At 71.6% G+C, this 17,248-nt stretch carries 18 protein-coding genes; 12 read left to right on the top strand and 6 right to left on the bottom strand.

The window, feature by feature from the left end; genetic code table 11:
• From mshD to F8A92_RS09495, 7 genes are all read left to right on the top strand, one after another.
• Positions 1-542: mycothiol synthase (gene mshD, locus F8A92_RS09465; protein ID WP_153504920.1), on the top strand; the 542-nt coding region annotated here is incomplete at its 5' end.
• A gap of 249 nt (positions 543-791) precedes the next feature.
• Entirely contained in the window at positions 792-1,901 is a 1,110-nt protein-coding gene (pstS, locus tag F8A92_RS09470) for a phosphate ABC transporter substrate-binding protein PstS (RefSeq protein ID WP_153504921.1), read from the top strand.
• Positions 1,902-2,087: 186 nt separating this feature from the next.
• The gene (gene pstC / locus F8A92_RS09475; protein ID WP_153504922.1) at positions 2,088-3,098 is read left to right on the top strand and encodes a phosphate ABC transporter permease subunit PstC; all 1,011 of its coding nucleotides are present in this window, start codon (positions 2,088-2,090) and stop codon (positions 3,096-3,098) included.
• Between the two features lie 8 nt (positions 3,099-3,106).
• Positions 3,107-4,189: a phosphate ABC transporter permease PstA gene (gene pstA, locus F8A92_RS09480; protein ID WP_228389330.1), complete on the top strand. Its 1,083-nt coding sequence runs from the start codon at positions 3,107-3,109 to the stop codon at positions 4,187-4,189.
• Between the two features lie 31 nt (positions 4,190-4,220).
• On the top strand, positions 4,221-4,997 hold the full coding sequence (pstB, locus tag F8A92_RS09485; protein ID WP_153504924.1) for a phosphate ABC transporter ATP-binding protein PstB: 777 nt from the start codon (positions 4,221-4,223) through the stop codon (positions 4,995-4,997).
• Between the two features lie 68 nt (positions 4,998-5,065).
• Positions 5,066-5,917: an SURF1 family cytochrome oxidase biogenesis protein gene (locus F8A92_RS09490; protein ID WP_153504925.1), complete on the top strand. Its 852-nt coding sequence runs from the start codon at positions 5,066-5,068 to the stop codon at positions 5,915-5,917.
• 34 nt (positions 5,918-5,951) lie between these two features.
• A complete protein-coding gene (locus F8A92_RS09495) occupies positions 5,952-6,500 on the top strand; it encodes a YbhB/YbcL family Raf kinase inhibitor-like protein (protein ID WP_153504926.1) in 549 nt (182 codons plus the stop codon).
• Between the two features lie 104 nt (positions 6,501-6,604).
• Here F8A92_RS09495 and F8A92_RS09500 read toward each other — a convergent pair whose 3' ends face one another.
• A complete protein-coding gene (locus F8A92_RS09500; RefSeq protein WP_153504927.1) occupies positions 6,605-7,372 on the bottom strand; it encodes a crotonase/enoyl-CoA hydratase family protein in 768 nt (255 codons plus the stop codon).
• Positions 7,373-7,490: 118 nt separating this feature from the next.
• On the opposite strand from F8A92_RS09500, the gene F8A92_RS09505 reads away from it, so the two are divergent.
• A complete protein-coding gene (locus F8A92_RS09505) occupies positions 7,491-8,654 on the top strand; it encodes an amidase family protein (protein WP_194291428.1) in 1,164 nt (387 codons plus the stop codon).
• On the opposite strand, the gene F8A92_RS09510 is transcribed toward F8A92_RS09505, so the two are convergent.
• The 3 genes from F8A92_RS09510 to F8A92_RS09520 are packed head-to-tail and all read right to left on the bottom strand — an operon-like array spanning position 8,640 to position 11,043.
• Entirely contained in the window at positions 8,640-9,068 is a 429-nt protein-coding gene (locus tag F8A92_RS09510; RefSeq protein ID WP_153504929.1) for a hypothetical protein, read from the bottom strand. The two genes, F8A92_RS09505 and F8A92_RS09510, sit on opposite strands and share 15 nt — an antisense overlap.
• The gene (locus F8A92_RS09515; protein ID WP_153504930.1) at positions 9,065-9,658 is read right to left on the bottom strand and encodes a hypothetical protein; all 594 of its coding nucleotides are present in this window, start codon (positions 9,656-9,658) and stop codon (positions 9,065-9,067) included. The genes F8A92_RS09510 and F8A92_RS09515 overlap by 4 nt, the downstream gene beginning before the upstream one ends.
• A 56-nt stretch (positions 9,659-9,714) precedes the next feature.
• A complete protein-coding gene (locus F8A92_RS09520) occupies positions 9,715-11,043 on the bottom strand; it encodes a UDP-N-acetylmuramoyl-tripeptide--D-alanyl-D-alanine ligase (RefSeq protein WP_194291429.1) in 1,329 nt (442 codons plus the stop codon).
• Between the two features lie 88 nt (positions 11,044-11,131).
• Between F8A92_RS09520 and F8A92_RS09525 the strand changes: the two genes are divergently transcribed.
• Complete coding sequence (locus F8A92_RS09525; protein WP_153504932.1) at positions 11,132-12,238, top strand: D-alanine--D-alanine ligase family protein; 1,107 nt, start codon at positions 11,132-11,134, stop codon at positions 12,236-12,238.
• A gap of 15 nt (positions 12,239-12,253) precedes the next feature.
• On the opposite strand, the gene rfbB is transcribed toward F8A92_RS09525, so the two are convergent.
• Both rfbB and F8A92_RS09535 read right to left on the bottom strand, forming a co-directional pair.
• A complete protein-coding gene (gene rfbB / locus F8A92_RS09530; protein WP_228389331.1) occupies positions 12,254-13,252 on the bottom strand; it encodes a dTDP-glucose 4,6-dehydratase in 999 nt (332 codons plus the stop codon).
• A gap of 77 nt (positions 13,253-13,329) precedes the next feature.
• Positions 13,330-13,863, bottom strand: coding sequence for a hypothetical protein (locus F8A92_RS09535; RefSeq protein ID WP_153504933.1), 534 nt, complete (start codon positions 13,861-13,863; stop codon positions 13,330-13,332).
• Between the two features lie 105 nt (positions 13,864-13,968).
• Between F8A92_RS09535 and F8A92_RS09540 the strand changes: the two genes are divergently transcribed.
• The 3 genes from F8A92_RS09540 (at position 13,969) to F8A92_RS09550 (ending at position 17,246) form a co-directional block, all read left to right on the top strand.
• A complete protein-coding gene (locus F8A92_RS09540; RefSeq protein WP_153504934.1) occupies positions 13,969-15,534 on the top strand; it encodes a serine/threonine-protein kinase in 1,566 nt (521 codons plus the stop codon).
• A 17-nt stretch (positions 15,535-15,551) separates the two neighbouring features.
• A complete protein-coding gene (locus F8A92_RS09545) occupies positions 15,552-16,118 on the top strand; it encodes a carboxymuconolactone decarboxylase family protein (RefSeq protein ID WP_153504935.1) in 567 nt (188 codons plus the stop codon).
• A gap of 123 nt (positions 16,119-16,241) precedes the next feature.
• Positions 16,242-17,246, top strand: a complete 1,005-nt coding sequence (locus tag F8A92_RS09550; RefSeq protein WP_153504936.1) for a hypothetical protein — start codon at positions 16,242-16,244, stop codon at positions 17,244-17,246.
• Positions 17,247-17,248: the final 2 nt, after the last annotated feature.

Consider the following 17,248-nt stretch of genomic DNA (forward strand, 5'->3'; position numbering starts at 1 on the left):
ATCTGCCGGCCGCGGCGGCGTTCGGCGCGAGCGTCGGCGCCGAACGGATCCGCACCCTGCTCGAGCTGCGCAGGCCGGCCGGCGAGGTCGACGTCCCCGAGCCCGCGCCCGGGGTCGTCGTGCGCACCTTCGTCCCCGGCCAGGACGATGCGGCGTGGCTGCGCGTCAACGCCGAGGCGTTCGCGACCCACCCCGAGCAGGGCGCCTGGACGCAGCAGGACCTCGCCGAGCGGATGGCCGAGCCGTGGTTCGACCCGGCCGGGTTCTTCCTGGCCGAGCGCGACGGCGAGCTGCTCGCCTTCCACTGGACCAAGATCGCCGAGCCGCACACCGGGGAGGTGTACGTCGTGGGTGTCAGCCCACGCGCCCAGGGCCTGGGCCTCGGCCGGTTGATGACCGCGGTGGGGCTGGAGCACCTCAACCGGTCCGGCGTCCGCGAGATCACCCTGTTCGTCGACGGCGAGAACCGCACGGCGGTGTCCCTCTACCGCTCCCTCGGCTTCGACGACCACCACGCCGACGCCCAGTGGCGCACCCGCTGACCACCTGATACTCGCCGGAGCGCCACGCGGCGACCGTGGCTCGTTCACCTCCTGGACACCTTCTCGACACGGTGTGCTTTGGCTCACGGTGAGCCGAATTCATGTTCCGTTAACCCAGCGCGGTCTGCGGCGTCACCTTGCCTGCCTAACTTCGCTTCTGGGCATGCGAACCACTTGTTCGCCACCGGTCGATAGCTCGAACGGCCCTCCACCACGGATCACAAACAACCCCCAGAAGGGAACTAGTAGGTGAAGCGCTCACGTACCTACGCGCTCGCCGGCATCGCCGCCGCGAGCTCGCTCCTCATTTCCGCCTGCTCGGACAACAACGCAGCCGGCGGCGGCGGCGATTCTGCCGCGAGCGGCTCGGACTCCGCCACCAAGATCGACTGCGGCACCGGCGACCTGAACGCGAGCGGCTCGTCCGCCCAGGCCAAGGCGATCGACACCTGGCAGTCGACGTTCGCCTCGAGCTGCGCGGACATCGCGGTCAACTACGACCCCAGCGGCTCGGGCGCCGGCATCAAGGACTTCATCGCCGGCAAGACGGACATGGCCGGCTCGGACTCGTCCCTGAAGGACGACGAGCAGGCCCAGGCCGACGCGCGCTGCGCGAGCGGCAAGGCCATCAACATCCCGATGGTCATCTCGCCGGTCGCGGTGGCGTACAACGTCTCGGGCGTCGACAAGCTGACCCTCAACGCCGAGGTGCTGGCGAAGATCTTCTCGGGCCAGATCACCAAGTGGGACGACGAGGCCATCAAGGCGCTCAACAAGGACGCGAAGCTGCCCTCGACGAGCATCACCACGGTGCACCGCTCGAAGGACTCCGGCACCACCGAGAACTTCACCAAGTTCCTCAAGGCCGCCAGCAACGGTGCGTGGACGTTCGAGCCGGCGAAGTCCTGGGCCGCCCCCGGCGGCCAGGGTGCCCCCGACTCGGCGGGCATCGTCTCGGCGGTCAAGTCGACCGACGGCGCGATCTCGTACGTCGACGGCCCGGATGCCGCGGCGAACTCGCTGAAGACCGCCGCGCTGGATTCCGGCAAGGGCGGCGTGGAGATCTCGGACAAGTCGGTCGGCAAGGCCGTCGCGGCCGCCGAGCGCACCGGTGAGGGCAACAACATCAAGCTGAAGATCAACTACGGTCTGCAGGAGGAAGGCGCCTACCCCGCCGTCCTCGTGACCTACGAGATCACCTGCGAGAAGGGCCTGGACGCGGCGAAGGCGAAGACCGTCAAGTCGTTCCTGACCTACACCTCCACCGACGGGCAGAAGGCGCTGCACCAGCTCGGCTACTCGCCGCTGCCGGAGCAGCTCCAGACCGACGTCAAGAAGGCCGTCGAGGCGATCGGCTAGTACCGCGACGTTGCCGGCAGCAACGCCCAGAGCGCCGCGCGTGGCCCCCCGGCCGCGTGCGGCGCGCTGCCGTTGCATGACCGGTACCGGTAGCCGCGGCCGCCACTCGCCTGGCAGCATCGGTACCGCGCCGCGCGGCGGGAGCGCCCACCGCGCGCAAGCATCACTCCCACCAGAAGGATCGAGATGACGTCCACCAGCGAGACCTCGGTCGTCGCGCCCGACGGCGCCGGCGCGCCCACGCCGCCGGCGTCCGACCCGTCCCGCGGCGGCTCGCGGGTACGCCTGGGCGACCGCGTGTTCAAGAGCCTGTCGGCGGGCTCGGGCACCGTCGTGCTGATCATGATGGCGGCGATCGCCTTCTTCCTGATCTACCGGGCCATCGACGCCCTCAGCGCCAACCAGGCGAACTTCCTCACCTTCTCCGCGTGGCAGCCGGACGCGCAGGCGCCGATGTTCGGCATCGCCGCGCTCGCCTTCCACACGCTGATCACCTCGATCATCGCGATGATCCTCGCCGTGCCGATCGCGGTCGGGATCGCGCTGTTCATCTCGTACTACGCGCCCCGGCGGGTAGCCACGACGCTCGCCTACCTGGTCGACATCCTGGCCGCGGTGCCGTCGATCGTCTACGGCCTGTGGGGCGTGTTCTTCCTCGCGCCCAATATGACCGGCCTGACGATCTGGCTCGACAAGTACTTCGGCTGGACCTACGTGCTGGCCTACCGCCCGGAGAACATGCCCAACAACCGCTCGGACCTCACCGCCGGCGTCGTCCTGGCGATCATGATCCTGCCGATCGTCGCGGCCCTCGCGCGCGAGGTGTTCCGGCAGGTCCCCCGCACGAACGTCGAGGCGGCGTACGCGCTGGGCGCCACCCGCTGGGAGATGATCCGCATGTCGGTGCTCCCGTTCGGGCGGCCGGGCATCGTCTCGGCGTCCATCCTCGGCCTGGGCCGCGCGCTCGGCGAGACGATGGCCGTCGCCTACATCCTGTCGGCCGTCTACCAGGTCGACTGGCACATCACCGAGTCCGGCGGCATCACCTTCGCCTCCAACATCGCCCTGAAGTACGGCGAGGCCGGCGCCACCGGCACCGGCGCCCTCATCGCCTCGGGCATGGTGCTGTTCATGATCACGCTGGTCGTCAACTCGATCGCCCAGGCGATCCTGCGGCGAGGAATGGTGAAGGACTGATGAACACCATGAGCACCCCCTCCGCCGCGCCGCGGCGCACAAAGCGCGAGGGTGACTCGCTCGCCGGACGCAAGCTGCCGACGCCGATCGTGTGGGCGGTCCCGGTCGTCGCCGCCGGGCTCACCCTGCTGCTGTTCGCGATCACGCCGCTGCAGGGAGCCGCCGGCTTCGTCGTCGTCGCGCTGCTGATGTACCTGGTGCTGCAGACGGCGCTCAGCTTCGCGATGGAAGGGCCCCGGCAGGCGCGCGACCGGATGGCGACCACGCTGATCTACGTGTGCTTCGCCCTCGCGCTGCTGCCGCTGGTGCTGATCATCTGGTACACGCTCAGCCGCGGGCTGCGCGCGCTGGATCTGAACTTCCTCACCCACTCGATGTTCGGCGTGGCCTCGGCGATGCCCGGCGGCGGCGCGACCCACGCGCTGATGGGCACGATCATCGTCTCGCTGATCGCCGCGGTGATCGCCGTCCCGCTGGGCATCTTCACCGCGATCTACCTCGTCGAGTACGGCGGCCAGACCTGGTTCGGCCGCACCGTGTCGTTCTTCGTCGACGTCATGACCGGCGTCCCGTCGATCGTCTCCGGGTTGTTCATCTACGCGTTCTGGCTGCTGACCCTCGGCTTCCAGAAGACCGCCCTCGCCGGCGCGCTCTCGCTCGTGCTGCTGATGCTGCCGATCGTCGTCCGCTCGACCGAGGAGATGCTCAAGCTGGTCCACAACGACCTGCGGGAAGCCTCGTACGCGCTCGGTGTCCCGAAGTGGCGCACCATCACCAAGATCGTGCTGCCCACCGCGATGTCGGGCATCATCACCGGCGTGATGCTCGGCGTCGCCCGGATCATGGGCGAGACCGCGCCGCTGCTGCTGCTGGTCGGCACCAACATCCGGATCAACTCCGACCCGTTCACCGGTCAGATGGAGACCCTGCCGACGTTCGTCAACAAGTACTTCAACCTGGCGGCCGGCGACCCGACGTCCCCCAACGCGGACCGCGCGTGGGCTGCGGCGCTGACCCTGATCATCCTCATCATGCTGCTCAACCTGGGGGCGCGGATCCTGGCCCGCTACACCGGCGTGAAGCAGAAGTAGTCATCGACACCTTCGATAGAAGCGGACACACATGAGCAAGAGCATCGACGTCAAGGACCTCAACATCTATTACGGCGACTTCCTCGCCGTGAAGGATGTGTCGATGCATGTCGCGCCGCGCAGCATCACCGCGATGATCGGCCCCTCGGGATGCGGCAAGTCGACGGTGCTGCGCAGCATGAACCGGATGCACGAGGTCATCCCGGGCGCCTACTGCACGGGCGAGGTGCTGCTGGACAACGAGGACATCTACGGCCCCGGCGTCGACCCGGTCAACGTGCGCCGGCAGATCGGCATGGTCTTCCAGCGACCCAACCCCTTCCCCACGATGTCGATCTACGACAACGTCGTCGCGGGCCTGAAGCTGCAGGGCCGCACCAAGAAGAGCGTGACCGACGAGATCGTCGAGAAGTCGCTGCGGGGGGCGAACCTCTGGGACGAGGTCAAGGACCGGCTCGGCAAGCCCGGCGCGGGCCTGTCGGGCGGTCAGCAGCAGCGGCTGTGCATCGCGCGCGCGATCGCGGTGGAGCCCGACGTCCTGCTGATGGACGAGCCCTGCTCGGCGCTCGACCCGATCTCCACGCTGGCCATCGAGGACCTCATGAAGGAGCTCAAGGAGCAGTACACGATCGTCATCGTCACGCACAACATGCAGCAGGCCGCGCGGGTCTCGGACATGACCGGCTTCTTCAACCTGAAGGCGACGGGTGAGCCGGGCGAGCTGGTGGAGTTCGACGAGACCTCGAAGATCTTCTCCAACCCGTCGAACAAGCGCACCGAGGACTACATCACCGGCCGGTTCGGCTAGCCCTCCTTGCACCCCGGCGGCCCCGGGTGTGACGCCGTCGCCCACGCGCCGGCGCGTACCGTTGTCGTGTGTACCGCTTCCTCGCCACCCCTCGCTGGATCGCCGGGCTGCTGGTCACCCTGCTGCTCGCGGCGACCATGGTGCGGCTGGGGTTCTGGCAGCTCGACCGGCTGCATCAGAAGCAGGCGATCAACGCGGCCGTCGCGACCGCGCAGCACGCCACGCCGGTGCCGGCCGGATCGCTGCTCCCGCCGAGCCCCGACAAGGCGCCGGCCACGTCGGCCGAGTGGACCCGGGTGTCCGTCACCGGCAGCTACCTGAGCGACCGAGTCGTGCTGATCCGCCAGCGCACGTTCGAAGGCGGCGTCGGCTTCGAGGTCATCGTGCCGCTGAAGGGCGACGACGGCGTCACGTACCTGATCGACCGCGGCTACATCCTCGCCGGCAAGACGGCGACCGACGTCCCGCCGCTGCCGCGGACGCCGGAGGGCACGGTCACGATCACCGGCTACGTGAAGTCGACCTACCGCGCGACCAGCGCCGCGACGCGGGTCGAGCAGGTCGGCGGCTACCGCAGCGTGCGCGCCCTGAGCACCCAGGTCCTCTCGCGCGAGCTCGGCGTCCCGCTGGCCGGCGGCTACGTGCAGGCCGCCGCCGAGAAGCCGGCGTCCGGAGCCGCGATCGAGGCGATCTCGCGGATCCCGGTCCCCGAGCCCGACGAGGGGCCGCACCTGTCGTACGCCGTCCAGTGGTGGCTGTTCTCGCTGCTCACGCTCTTCGGCTTCGGCTACCTCGCCCGCCGCGAGGCGATCGACCGGCTGCTCGGCGAGGACGAGTACGACGACTACGAGGCCGACGACCGGCCGCAGGCCGATTCCCGCACGGCCGACGAGGCCACTGCGGCGCAGCGAATAGGGTGAGCACGACAGGCACCATCGATTCGTGGAGGTAGGAATGACCAACCCGCTCGAGCGTCCCCAGCATCCCGATCCGTACGAGCTGCTGCCCAAGGTCGGCTCGTTCACCGTGACCAGCACCGACGTGCGCGACGGTGAGCAGATGAGCCTCGACCAGGTGCACCCGATGGCCAACCCCGAGGGCAAGAACATCTCGCCGGCGCTGTCGTGGGAGGGCGCCCCCGAGGGCACCAAGGGCTACGTGGTGACCTGCTTCGACCCGGACGCGCCGACGCCCAGCGGGTTCTGGCACTGGCTGGTCCTGGACCTGCCGGCCGACGTGACGTCGCTGGAGACCGGCGCGGGCTCCGAGGGCGGCTCGCTGCCCGGCGGCGCCTGGCACGCGCGCAACGACTACGGCACCTACGACTTCGGCGGCGCCGCTCCCCCGGAGGGCGACGGCCCGCACCGCTACTACTTCGTCGTCCACGCCATCGACGTGGAGTCGCTGGAGCTCCCCAAGGAGGCCTCGGCGGCGTTCGTGTCGTTCAACCTGGCGTATCACACGCTGGCCCGGGCGATCCTCACCCCGACCTACGGCCACTAGGTCTCTGCCGCGTCGCCGGCGCTCCGGAAGTCGTCGCCCTGCAGGCCCGCTGTCCACCCGGGGTGGCTAGCGGGCCTCTGGCGCGACGTTTCGCGGAGCGAGGTCTAGAGGTCGTCGAAGGAGCCGCCGCGGCCGGCGCCGCCGGCGAACCGGCGCGCGCCGGACAGGCCGTCCGCGCGCAGCGACTCGACGCCGAGGCCGAACTCGGCGCGCATCGCCGCCTCCTCGTCCAGGCCCCACTGGCCGAGCACCGACTGCCGGTCGTTGCGCAGGCACTCCTGCGGCATGCGGGCGATGTCCCGGGCGAGCGCGATGGCCTGCTCGGTCGCCGTCCCGTCGTCGACCAGCCGGTTCGCCAGCCCGATCTCGTAGGCCTCGGGGCCGCCGACCGGGCGGCCGGTGAGGATCAGGTCGAGCGCGCGGCTCTGCCCGATGAGCCGCGGCAGCCGGACGGTGCCGCCGTCCACCAGCGGCACGCCCCACCGGCGGCAGAAGATGCCGAAGGTGGCGCCCCGCTCGACCACCCGCAGGTCGCACCAGAGCGCGAGCTCCATGCCACCGGCCACCGCGTATCCGTGGACGGCGGCGATCACCGGCTTGCGCATCCGCAACCGGCTGATGCCCATCGGCCCGTCGCCGTCCGGCGCCATCCGGTTGCCGCGCTCGCCGCCGACCGCCTTGAGGTTGGCGCCCGCGCAGAACGACGGCCCGTCCCCGCGCAGGACGCCGACCGCGGCATCCGAGGCGTCGACCTCCCGCATCGCCTCGGCCAGCTCGGCGGCCATCGGGCCGTCGACGGCGTTGTGCCGCTCGGGCCGCGCCATCGTCACCACCGCTACCGGTCCCTCGCGCTCCAGCCGTACGTCGCTCATCCCCACGCTGCACACTCCTCGTCCGCTGCACCTCGGTGGCCGCCGCCACAGGCGATGGCAAGATCATGCCGTACCCGCCGGCGCCGTCCGGCTTACCGATGCCTTGATGGAGTGCCGCATGATCCTCGACCCGGACGAGCTCCGCCGGCGCGACGCCCACATCGACTCCCTCGCCGAAGTCCTCGACGAGCCGGTGCTCCCGACCGGCGACGGGCCGCTGAGCGGCCTCAGCTTCGCCGTGAAGGACTCGTTCGACGTCGCGGGCCGGGTGAAGCGCAACGGGTCTACGGCGTACGACGAGCGCCCGGCCGCCGCCCACGCCCGCGTCGTCGAGCAGTGCCTGGACGCCGGTGCGACCCTCGTCGCGACGGCGCGGATGACCGAGTACGCGTACTTCCGGCCCACCACCACCCGCAACCCGCGCGCCCTCGAGCACACTCCCGGCGGGTCGAGCAGCGGCTCGGCGGCCGCGGTGGCCGGCGGGCTGGTCGACTTCGCGCTCGGCAGCCAGACGAAGGGTTCCACGATCCGGCCCGCCAGCTTCTGCGGGGTGGTGGGCTTCAAGCCGACGTACGGCCGGCTCAGCACCGCCGGCATGACGCCGATGGCGCGCTCGATGGACCACCCCGGCCTGCTCGCGGCCGACCTGCCGGTGCTGTCCCGGCTCGCGGCGGCGCTGCTCGCCCTGTCCGGCGGCGGCGCGACCCCGCGGCTGGGCGTCGTCGATCTGGACGGCGAGCTGCCGGGGGTGTTCGAGCCCGCGATGCTCGAGCGGTACGCCGCGGTCGCTGCCGCGCTGCTGCGAGACGGCCACGCCTCGCGCACCGCGATCCCGGTCGACCTCCGGGCGGCGTCCGAGCTGTGGGACGACGTCTTCCATCCCGAGGTCTTCGACGCTCTGGGGTGGCTGCGCACGCACCCCGGCTACGCCGGGGTCGGCGAGCTCGTCCGCGATGCGATCGAGACCGGCCGCGATCCCGACCGCTCGGGCTACCTGCGGGCGCTGCAACGTCGCGGCGAGCTCGCCGCGCGGTGGGCCGCGGCCGGGGAGTGGGAGGTGCTCGTGCTGCCGGCGGCGGTGGGCGCCGCGCCCGCCGGGCTGGAGTCGACCGGCGACCCGCTGCCGACCGTCGTCACCAGCCTGCTCGGGCTGCCCGCCGCGACCGTCCCGGCGGGGCACGACGACCGGGGGCTGCCGCTGGGCATGCAGCTCGTCGGGCACTTCGGCGACGACGACGCGGTGCTGGCGGCCGCCCGGCTGGTGGCCTCAGTGGTCGAGTAGCCAGGCCCCCAGCAGCCCCATGGGGACCGCGACGGTGAGCGAGGCGAGCGAGCCGATGATGAACCGCTCGCTGGCCCCGGCCTGCTCCTTCAGCTCCGGGTAGCGCCCGAGGCCCTTGACGGCGACCACCACCGCGATCAGCGCCGGCATGCCGGCCAGGATCGACCCCGTGACGGCGACCCGCTCGATGATGCCGATCCACATGCCGCCGCGCAGCAACGGCTCACGCGCGGCGGCCTCCGCGCGGGCCTGGAGGACGGGCACCTCGTGCCCCTGCCGGTCGGTGGCGAACGCGGGGGCCTTGGTCTGGGGCGCCTTGGCCATCCTGAGCACCCCGACGGTGACCGCCCAGCCCAGCGCGGCGGACAGCACGAGAGAGCCGACGACGATCGCGGCCTGCAGCCAGCCGTTCATGTCGTGCCCCCGTTCACCTCGTCGAGCAAGCGTGCGAGCAGAGGATAGACGTCGCGGACGACATCCTCACCGGACGTGAGCAGCGACTTGGAGACCGCCTGCACGGTGATGCCCAGCCCGCGCGCCGCCGTGCCTCGATCACCGGCGGCGCGGACGGCGTCGATCACCCGCCATTGGGCCGGCGTACGCCGCTGCACGGTGGCGCCGACGAGCCTCAGGAGCGCCTCGGGGTCCGCCTCCGCGGCGACGGAGCCGGCACGCACCGCCAGCCGCACCGCGGCCGCCTTCTTGGCGGCGTCCACGGCCTCGCGCGCCCGTACCAGCGCCGGCCCACGGGCCTCCCGGACCGAACGGGGCAGCGGCGTCTCGATCGGACCGAGGCCGAGACCGATCGACCAGTCTCGCTCGCGAAGCGCCAGCTCGGCCGCCTCGATCACCCCGTTCGCCGAGGCGAGCAGCCCCTGGACCTCGTCACCGGCGGTGCGCTCGAAGGGCAGCACCGTCTCGACGGCCTCGAGGGCGGCCAGCAGCTGCGGCACCCGGTCGGCGCGGGTGCGTGACGAGCGCTGGTCGATGGTCATCGCGAACACACCGCAATCATAAACCGCTCACGGTTGAATTCGCAAAGATCAACCTCTGGCGGTTGTTATCGTCTGGGGGTGTCGAGCAGCCGTTCCGCGACCCGTTCCAGCGCGGCCACCCGGCTGCCCTTGACCAGGACGGCGTCCCCGTCGCCCAGCTCGCCGAGGGCGTCGACCGCCGCCTGGACGTCGGGCACGTGCCGTGCGCCGGAGCCGTAGTCGGGCGCCGCGACGGCGATCACCGAGATGCCCGCGGCGGTCGCGCGCTCGGCGATCTCGCGGTGCTCCCGCGCCGCGTCCGGGCCGAGCTCGGCCATCACGCCCAGCACGGCCAGCCGACGCCGGGCCGGGAGCGACAGCAGCGCGTCGATCCCCGCGTTCATCGAGGTCGGGTTGGCGTTGTAGGCGTCGTTGATCACCACCGCGCCGGAGGATGCCCGGTCCAGCTGCATCCGCAGCCCGGAGATCTCGGCACCACCCAGCCCGGCGGCGATGGCCTCCACCGGTACGCCGAGACCGCCGGCGGCGGCCGCGGCTGCGAGCGCGTTGAACAGCTGGTGCTCCCCGCGTACCCGCAGACGGACCTCGGCGCTCCCCCACGGCGTCCGCAAGGTGAACCGCGGGCGCAGCACCTCGTCGATCACGACGTCCTCGGCCGAGACCTCCGCGGAGGCCGACCGGCCGAACGTCAGCACCGGCGCCGACGTCCGCGAGCGCATCGCCAGCACGAGGTCCTGGTCGGCGCTGAGCACCGCCAGACCGTCCGGCGGCAGCGCCTCCACGAGCTCGCCCTTGGCCTGCGCGACCGCCTCGACCGAGCCGAACAGCTCCAGGTGCGCACCACCGACGTACGTCACGATGCCGACGGTCGGCGCGGCGATCGAGCACAGCAGCGCGATGTGGCCGACGCCGCGGGCGCCCATCTCGACGACGGCCGCCTCGGCGTCGTCGGGCGCGCCGAGGAGGGTGAGCGGAAGGCCGAGCTCGTTGTTGAAGGACCGCTCGTTCGCGGCGGTCACGTACGTCGTGCGCAGCACCTGGGCGAGCAGGTCCTTGGTGGACGTCTTGCCGACCGACCCGGTGACGCCCACGACCCGGCCGGGCAGCCGGCGGCGCGCCGCGCGACCGAGATCCATCAGGGCACGAGCGGTGTCGGCCACGCGCACCACCGTCGCCTGGGCGTCCGGCACCTCGCGGCTGGCCAGATAGGCCGGGGCGCCTGCCTCGATCGCGGTCCGCACGAAGTCGTGCCCGTCGCGCTCGGCGACGATCGGCACGAACAGCTGGCCGGGGACCACCGACCGCGAGTCGATGCTCGCGCCGCGGACCTCGACGTCGGGTCCGACAAGCTCGCCGGAGGTGGCCAGGGCAACGTCACTGCTGGTGAATCTCACCCACCGACGATACGAGATTCGGCACCGGGACCGCGCGTCCGGGAGGAGGCGCCCGGCTCGGCGATCCGCCGCCCGTAGGCTGGAGGCCATGTCCCGCACCGCCAGTCCCGACCGCATTCGTCTCGTCGTCCTGTTCGGCGGCATCTCCGCCGAGCACGAGGTGAGCTGCACGTCAGCGGCGCACGTGCTCGCCGCGGCGCGCCGGGAGGCCTACGAGCTCGTGCCGGTCGGGATCACCCGCGACGGGCGCTGGCTGCGCCAGGACGCGGCCATCGCGGCGCTCGCGGAGGGCGCGGCCCTCCCTGGCTCGCTCGAGCCCGCCGGGACCGTCGTGAACCCGATCGACCTGCTGACCGACACCGGCAGCGGGCTGCCCACCGTCGTGCTGCCGCTGCTGCACGGGCCGCACGGCGAGGACGGCACCATCCAGGGGCTGCTCGAGCTCGCGGGCGTGCCGTACGTCGGCACCGGCGTGCTCGGCTCGGCGGTGGGCATGGACAAGGGCATGGCGAAGGTGGTGGCCGCGCAGGCCGGCATCCCGCAGGGCGACTGGATCGAGTACCGCGACGGCGGCGGCGAGTCCGTCGAAGCCCTCGCCCGGCGGGCGGCGACGACGTTGCAGTTCCCGATCTTCGTCAAGCCGGCCAACATGGGCTCGTCGGTGGGGATCAGCAAGGTCGCCGGCGCGGAGGGCCTGCCCGGCGCCATCAAGGAGGCCCTGCAGTACGACGAGGTGCTCGTCCTCGAGTCGGGCGTGCACGGCCGCGAGATCGAGGTCGCGGTGCTCGGTGACCTGATCCCCGAGGCGTCGGTGCCCGGCGAGATCATCCCCGGCGCGGAGTTCTACGACTACGAGGACAAGTACGTCACCGGCGGCGCCGAGCTGCAGATTCCGGCGTCGCTGGACGCCGACGAGGTCGCCGCCGTCCAGGAGCTGGCGACCCGCGCGTTCACCGCGTTCCGCCTCTCGGGCCTGGCCCGCATCGACTTCTTCTACGACGAGGGCACCCCGGATCGGCCGGGTGCCGGGTGGCTGCTGAACGAGCCCAACACGCTGCCGGGCTTCACGCCGTACTCGATGTACCCGAAGCTGTGGGAGGCGAGCGGCGTCGGCTACGCCGAGCTCATCGATCGCCTGGTCGACATCGCCGTCCGGCGGCACGTCCGCCGCGCCGCCATCTCCACGACCCGCTGACGGCGGCCGGCGCGGCTAGCGGCCGAGCTTGGCGTACTTCGCCTCGGTGGCGGCCTTCTGCGGCTTCCACCACCACTCGTTCTCGCGGAACCACTCGACCGTCGCCTCGAGGCCGTCACGCAGCGTGCGGTACTTCGGCGCCCATCCGAGCTCGGTGCGGATCTTCGTCGAGTCGATCGCGTAGCGCAGGTCGTGACCCGGGCGGTCGGGCACGAAGTCGTAGGCGTCCGCCGGCTGGCCCATGACCTCGAGCAGCTCGGCGAGGATGTCCTTGTTCTGGCGCTCCTCGCCGGAGCCGATCAGGTACGTCTCGCCGATCCGGCCCTTCTCGAGGATCGCCAGCACCGCCGCGTTGTGGTCGTCGACGTGCGTCCACTCCCGCACGTTGACGCCGGCGCCGTAGAGCTTCGGGCGCTCCCCGGTCAGGATGTTCGTGATCTGCCGCGGCAGGAACTTCTCGACGTGGTGGTACGGCCCGTAGTTGTTCGCGCAGTTCGACAGCGTGGCCTGCAGTCCGAACGACCGGATCCACGCCCGCACCAGATGGTCGGAGGCGGCCTTCGAGGCCGAGTACGGCGACGACGGGTCGTACGGCGTGTCCTCGCGGAACTTCTCCGGCGAGTCGAGCGGGAGGTCGCCGAACACCTCATCGGTGGAGATGTGGTGCAGCCGCTTGCCGTGCTTGCGGCAGGCCTCGAGGATCGAGAAGGTGCCGAGGATGTTGCTGTTGATGAACGGCGACGGGTCGTCGAGGGAGTTGTCGACGTGCGACTCGGCTGCGAAGTGCACCACGAGGTCGGTGTCCCCGACGAGCTTGTCCATCAGCGCCCGGTCGGCGATGTCGCCGTGCACGAACGAGATCTTGTCCTCGAAGGTCTTCATGTTGTCGCGGTTGCCGGCGTACGTCAGCGCGTCGATGACCGTGATGTCGAAGTCCGGATTCGTCCGCAGTGCCTGGATGACGAAGTTGGCTCCGATGAAGCCTGCGGCTCCGGTGACGAGCATGCGGGTCATGAAACGAGTGCCTTCCGGTGGGGTCTACTGAGCATCTAGGCTAGCGCGTCGCCCGCCGGCGCCTGCCGGCCCGCACGTCAGTCGTCGTACTCGGTGTCCTCGTCGAACCAGGTGACCGACCGGCGGGCGAACTCCTGCGGCTCCAGGGCCTCGGCCCCTTCGGGCAGCGCGCCGACGACCGGCACACCGACGACCGCCGCCAGGAACTGCCTGGCCTCGGTGTACTTCTCGCCGTCGCTCGGGGCCCCGTCGATGACCAGCCCACTCGGCTCGATGCCCTTGGCGCGCAGCGCGTCGACGGCCTCGACGGCGTCGTCCGTCGAGCGCCCGCAGGCGACGTGGAGCACGAGGTCGATGTCGGCGTCCTCGATCGCCTCGCACACCGAGTACACGAACGCCGCGTCGCCGACACCCTCCTCGAGGTAGACGACGACCAGCTCGACCTCCCGCAGCAGGCCCTGCACCGCCGCCGCGAAGCCGGCGGTGTCGATCTCCGGCTCCTGGATCGAGCCGAGATTCACCCGCGCGCCGCGGAGCCCCGCGGCCGCCGCCATGCCGGCCGCGATGACGTTCGGGCGACCACCGCCAGGGGCAACCAGGATCAGAGTCATGCCTCTATCGTGCCATCCGCGGGACGGCGACGCCGCCGCAACCGGACCGTCCCGCGGGACGTCGGACGGCTACGCTTCTGATGTCGCACGACGGGAAGGTCTCCAGTGGAGGACGAGCTCATCGCCGGCCGTTACCGGATCGGGCGGCCCATCGGCCGCGGCGGGATGGGCACCGTGTGGCTCTGCCGGGACGAGGTCCTGGACCGCGACGTGGCGATCAAGCAGATCGGGTCGTTGCCGGGCGAGGACGCGGACGGCGCCGCCCGCGCGCGCCGCGAAGCCCGTCTCGCAGCGTCCCTGAACCACCCCAACGCGGTCGCCATCTACGACGTCATCGAGCACCACGGCCAGCCGTGGCTGGTCATGGAGTACCTGCACGCCAAGAACCTCTCGCAGCTGATCAAGGAGCACGGCACGCTCGCGCCGGAGCAGATCGCGCCGCTCGCGGCGCAGGTCGCCAAGGCGCTGGCCGCGGCGCATCGCCTCGGCATCGTGCATCGCGACGTGAAGCCCAGCAACATCCTGGTCGACCGGTTCGGCGTCGCCAAGATCACCGACTTCGGCATCGCCAAGGGCAGCACCGATCCCCAGCTCACCCGCACCGGCCTGATGGCCGGCACCCCCGCGTACTTCGCCCCCGAGCTGGCCCGCGGCCGGACGCCGTCCCCCGCCTCCGACGTCTGGGCGCTGGGCGCGACGATCTTCCACGCGCTGGAGGGCCGGCCGCCGTTCGGCCTCGACGAGAACACCATCGCGACGCTGTACCGGATCGGCGCCGAAGAACCGGCCCGGCCCACGCGGGCCGGGATCCTCGCACCGGCGCTCTCCCACCTGCTCGACACCGACGCCGAGCGCCGGTGGAGCATGGCCATGGCCGCCGACAAGCTCAGCGAGCTGGCCGACCCGCGCGCCAACCTGTCAGTGTCCGACGCGAGAGTCGCCCCGCCGGTCCCATTCCAGCCACCGCCGCCGTACGCCGGGCCGGTAGCCGGGGCACCGAGCGGCGTCGCGCTGCCGGCCGCGCCGTGGCCGCCGGCGGAGCCGCCGACCAGGAAACGCGGTGCCCTGATCGCGGCGGTCGTGGCGGCCGTGGCCCTCGTGGGCGCCCTCGTCGTCGCCCTGGTCGTGGCGCGCGGCGGCTCGACGGACGCGGTCACGGCGGCCGACGGCTCGAGCCGGCCGCGCACGACCGCGCCGGCGTCGGCACCGGAGACCTCCCGGGACGACCGGCCCAGCGACCAGTTCTCCAACGCGCCCGTGCCGAGCAGTGCGCCGCCGTCCACCGCCCCGTCGTCGACGGCGACCTCCTCCCCGACGGCGACGCCGAGCGCCGACCCCAACGCGGAGAAGGCGGCGATGGAGGCGGCGGTGGCGCAGTACTACGCGCTGCTGCCGCATGACCCGAAGACGGCCTACCAGCAGTACCTGACCGGCGGCCTCAAGGGCGACTACGGCAAGTACGCCGCCTACTGGAGCTCGGTGAACAGCGTCGCGTGCGACGGGTACGCCGCCGACGTGGCCGCCGGCACCGTCTGGATGCACTGCGTCTATGACGAGGCCGACCAGTACGTCGAGGAGGACCAGATCGCGACTGTGGTGAAGATCGGCGACGCCTACTACCTCAGCGCGATGGCCGTGCCGCAGGAGACGCGGGTCGTCACGCCCAAGTGACGTGGGAGACTCCGCCCATGACCGAACCAGTCCTGCGGCCCCTCGGCCCCGACGACCTCACCGACGAGCAGCGGCCGCTGTACGACGCGATCCTCGGCGGCCGCCGCGGCATCAGCACCCTCGTGCCGCTCACGGACGCCGACGGCGCTCTGCTCGGCCCGTTCGACCCGATCCTGCGCACGCCCGCCATCGGCCAGGCGATCGGGCAGCTCGGGCTCGCGCTGCGCAACGATGCGTCGCTGCCCCGGGCCGTCAACGAGACCGCCATCCTCACCACCTCGGTGCACTGGGCGGCGGAGTTCGAGTGGTACGCACACGCCGCGATCGTGCGGGACGCCGCCATGATGGCCGAGGACGACCTGGAGGCCATCCGTGCGGGTCGCGCACCCGGACAGCCGGAGATCGCTCTGGCGTGGCGCGCGGCCCGCGCGATCCTCGCCGGTGAGCGCATCCCCGGCCCCCTGGTCGAGGAGGTCACCGGCGCGTGGGGAGAACGCGGGCTGGTCGAGCTGTGCGCGATCGTCGGGCACTACTCCCACCTCGCGCTGCTGCTGCGCGCGCTCGGCATCGAGCCGCCGCGCTAGCGCGCGGCCGGCGCCGCGCCCGAGCCGCGAATCCCCTGGGAGCGCCGCCGCCGCGAACTAGACTGGACAGCAGGACCACGACCCGGATCGACAGCGCCCCGGCGCGCTCCCTTGGAGGCAGTCATGTTCGGCAAGAAGGACGACCCCCGCGACGAGCCGTCCCGCGACGTAGCGGCGGACGCCGAACGCGACCCGGCACCGACCAGCGAGCCGGGGCCGTTCTACGACCGTCCGTCCGAGGGCGTCGACGGGGTGCGGCTCGGCGACGACGATGCCACTCGCGTGCACCCGGCTCCCGGTGGGCTCGATCGGCCGAGCACCGACCCGTACCAGGTGCGGCATGACGGAAGCGGCCCGACGCACTACGGCGCCGAGGCGGCGGGCGGGTACGACGGTGACCGTCCGGGGCGGTACGCGGACGACGCGCATCCGCACGTGGACGAGCCCACGCGAACCTTCACCCCGGTGCGGGACGACGGACCGCACGACCGCTACGACGCCCGCCCGGAGGAGCGGTTCATCACCGGGGAGGGGATCGACCGCGACGCGGACGGCGTCCCGGACCGCGTCGAGGAGCCCGGGGTGGTCAAGCGCGGCTTCCACATCTCCAAGGTGGGCGGCTGGCTGCTCGGCCTCACCCGGATCCTGCTGGGCTGGCAGTTCCTGTGGGCCTTCGTGGACAAGACGTTCGGGCTCGGCTTCAGCACGACGAGCGAGCGGGCCTGGATCAACGGCGGCAAGCCCACGAAGGGCTTCCTGGGCGGCGTCCTCGACGATCCGAAGAACCCCTTCCACCCGTTGTTCCAGTACTTCGCCGACCAGTCCTGGACCGACTGGCTGTTCATGATCGGTCTCGCGGGCATCGGCATCGTGCTCATCCTCGGCCTCGGCAAGGTGCTCACCTGGATCGCCGCCATCTCCGGGGTGGTCATGCTGGCGCTGATGTATCTGGCCTCCTGGCCCGCCGGCCACGGCGCGGGAACCGGGACGAAGAACGTCGCGACCAACCCGTTCCTCGACGACCACCTGCTGAACGCGGTGCTGCTCCTGGCGCTGGCGGCCTGCAACGCGGGCGCGTACCTGGGCCTCGCGAAGGCCTGGCGCACGCGCCGCGCCTACAAGGACTGACG

Origin of the sequence: Cumulibacter manganitolerans, from assembly GCF_009602465.1 — a bacterium.
Lineage (GTDB): Bacteria > Actinomycetota > Actinomycetes > Mycobacteriales > Antricoccaceae > Cumulibacter > Cumulibacter manganitolerans.